Source organism: Veillonella sp. (assembly GCF_018364065.1).
GTDB lineage: Bacteria > Bacillota > Negativicutes > Veillonellales > Veillonellaceae > Veillonella_A.
Genome location: NZ_JAGZMO010000013.1, coordinates 1 through 3,637, shown reverse-complemented (window position 1 = coordinate 3,637; position 3,637 = coordinate 1). Strand labels below are relative to the sequence as shown.

Annotated in this window: 1 rRNA gene and 1 pseudogene; both read right to left on the bottom strand. The window is 40.4% G+C overall.

The window, feature by feature from the left end:
• Window positions 1-2,805, bottom strand: a pseudogene (locus tag KHZ77_RS09505) (YadA-like family protein); the annotation flags it as partial.
• Window positions 2,806-3,542: 737 nt separating this feature from the next.
• A 5S ribosomal RNA gene (rrf, locus tag KHZ77_RS09500) occupies window positions 3,543-3,637 on the bottom strand; the annotation flags it as partial.

Below are 3,637 nucleotides of genomic sequence, written 5' to 3'. Positions count from 1 at the left end.
TAACAGGTCATTGGATGGACGATAGAATGCACCGATTGCTACGGCATTAGCGGACTTGTAATTACCATAACCGGCTGCAAAATCCCATTTTGCTGTTGGGTCGTAATCCTGTGGATGAAGAGCTGCTAAAGCGGCTGCACCTGCACCAACGCGGTTAACACGATCATCTAATTTGTTAACTTGGCTATTTAGACTAGTTACGTTATTCGTAATATTAGTTACATTATTGTTAATAGTTTCAACTTCATTGCTAATAGTAGTGATGCTATCTGTATTTGCTTTCACTTGGCTATCCAAAGCACTCAAGTTTTGGCCGGCCGATTTAGCTTTTTTCACATACGTGCCATCTTCTGCAACACGTGTTTCGCTATATACGGTACCACCGGTAACGATACCTTTATTACCGGATTCTACCTTACCGTCAGTATTAACTTTGATTTTGTAGTTCGTTCCGCCAATATTATTCTTTTCTGTACTATCGATAATAATGGAAGTATCCCCATCAGCGGTGGCAATCGTATTTCTAGTATCTACAGCCGCAGCAATAGTAGATAAATTAACACTGCCCGAAATAATTTCTGTGCCTTCTGAATTCTTAATGGACAATCCCAATTTATTATCTTTAAACGTTAAGGCTTCGTTACTTTCTTGTAAACCTGTACCTGCAGCGTCTACGGCCGCTTTAAGTTGCGCTACGTTAACTGCATCCGTATCATTCGTACCGGCTGCTACATTCGTAATTTGACGAGTTAAGCCGGTTTCACTATCACCTACGGAAACAGCCGCCGCACCGGATTGCCAAGCAGACGTAATCTGAGTTTTTTCTGACACCGCTGCTGTATACGCCTTATTGGCATCATTCATGGCAGTTTCGGAAGTATTCATAGCTGCTCTGGCATCATCATTTGCGATCTTTGCAGCATCCATCTGCTCTTTAATTTTTTTACCTTGATCCGAATCATGGTCAATGTTGTTATAAGCATGTACAGCCTGTACATAATCTGCATTCTTTGCCAAATAATCAGAGACCTTGGTTTCATAATCAGCTTTTGCCGTTGAAAGCGCTGATTCTAAATCAGGAATACTGCTATTCAACTCAGCAAATCTATCTGCCTTGCCTGCATAGGCAACAATAGCCGCTTCATTTTCAAAAGCCTTACCTGTAATTGGATTATAGCCAAATGCACCTTTGTCGACTGAAGATACAGAATTGCTACCAATAGCTACACCATCATCATGCTGCACATCTGTGTTATAACCAAGCATTACAGCATTGCTGATATTTTCAGTATGTTCACGTACCGGTTTTTGTACCTTTACCGCATAGTGTAACGTATCTCCGGTCCACTGTAGCTCTCCTGTCGTATGAGCGTAACTTTGAGGAGTATATGTCTGTTCTTCATAGCCATCTGTCGTCCCCATCGTCCCGAGAATGACGTTATTTTTACTGCCCGATAAGCTATGGTAATCGCCGATGACAACATCCGTAGTCGCATCACTCAACTTATTACCGGACCCCATGATAGACACATGATTTACATTAGTAGCTTTATTTTGATAACCTGTAACCATATTATAATCACTGGCAGCAGCTTCGGTACCGTTTAAAGTGTTGCCCGTCCCAAAGATAGAAGAACGTCTTGCATAATCCGATACGTTACCATTCCCCATGGCAAAAACGGAGCCACCATTTAGCGTAGCATAGTCACCCATGATTTCAGAGAAATGCTCCTTATACCCGATATCATCACCACCGTGATAGAGTAGCTCACCCATACGGCCGCTCAAAAATCCGCCTTCAATACCTTCGTTTATATTACCGAAGGCATTTGTCACACGGTTACCGGTACCAAAGACCATGGAGTTAAAGGATGAATCCACCTTATTCAGCATGCCAAACGCACCGGGTGCTATCGATGCACCAAGTCCGGTGTCACTTTCAGTACTTATTTTGTTGTCGATGCCAAAAAGTGTCGCATAATAAGTGGTACCCTCGACAGTCGAACGAATTCCCACAGCTGCACTTGCAGGCCCTAAGGTCTTAACTCTGCTCCCGATTGCCATACTACCATCGCTACCAAAGGCATGATAACCGATGACAACCATATTTCTTGCCCGAATATTATTGTCATCCGAGTTCTTTTCATCAGGAGATAAGGAGCCGATAATAATAGAGTCTGTGAGCTCCGTATTATTTCGATTATCACCAATAACAATCCCGGCAGCCGTACCTCTGATATTATTATTATTCCCGATAACCGTTAACGCATCCCATTCGTTGCGATATGTATCATTACCGGTTATCACATTACCACGGCCAATGGTTAAGTCGGAAATATTAGGTTCACGGCCTTCAGGATGACCATAGTCGGTAACTGTACCAACATCACGAGCAATTATCTTATTATTATCACCAATGACATGTTGTTTTCGACTCCCACGCACTTCGTTGTTATTGCCAAAAATACGCGTATCAAGGCTCGCTTCATATCTTGTTCCGCCATCATAAGGGTAACTCTTTGTTACCTTATTATCATTCCCCACAATATTGATATTATTACTGTCTTCAACCGTATTGGTATCGCCAATGACATTCGTACCTTCGCTACCGGTCACCGAGTTTTTAGTGCCTAATACACGTGCCGTTTTATCATCAGTTACAGTATTGGTTGTTCCTGTAGCTGTACCACTATCTACAACAATATTATCTGCTGCAAAAACTTGTCCCCCTAAAATTAAGCTTAATAATACGGCACTGCTCAAAGATGCTTTGGCTATACGACTACTACACTTCTTTTTACTCATAATTGTCACTCCCATTAAACAATTAATAAATAACTCCCTTAATATCGCCGATTAATTAAATTATTATATTAATCAGCAACTTTAATAACAAAAACTAATATTTTCATTATTTTTTCATTTATAATTTAATAATAACATATTCAATTAATGGCATTCAAGTATGATTAGAAGGCTATTTTATTCTATTTTTGCTCAATTGTAATAGGAACTAAATCATTTTTTCTTAATTATTCTAATTATATTTCATGATGTATTAATTTACTGCATTAAGTAGATCGAGAGTTTTTAAAAACCTTAACAAAAAAATTGTGATGGTAAGTATCAATAAGAGTGGGAAGAAAGATTAAATGGTGAGGTGGTTTATATTTATATTACGTTGGCTGGAAGTAGCCCTTAATCAGCAACTTCCTGTTCATCTCTTTGGTTTTGTTATAACTTATGAAGGATAGAAAATGTGGTGTGTCAGCAACTTCCTGCTCAGTAGCTGTGGATTTCTACTGCACTTTTACTGAGTTGGCTGGAAGCGACCCTTAATCAGCAACTTCCTGTTCATCTCTGTGGTTTTTGCTGCGCAAAAACTTACGAGCTGAACTAAAAGACTCACTACAATTTGAGCGTCCCTCTGGTCCTTCAAATTGTGTTCGCTATTTACCGGGTGCCCCGGAAGGATAGGAAGTGTTGTTTCATCGTTGATACAACAAAAAAAGACACACCGTATGGTGTGTCTTCTTTCTATCAATCAGCAACTTCCTATCCTTCCGGGCCGCTTCCAGCCAAGTACTTTCGGCGTTTACGAGCTTAACTACTGTGTTCGAGATGGGAACAGGTGGAG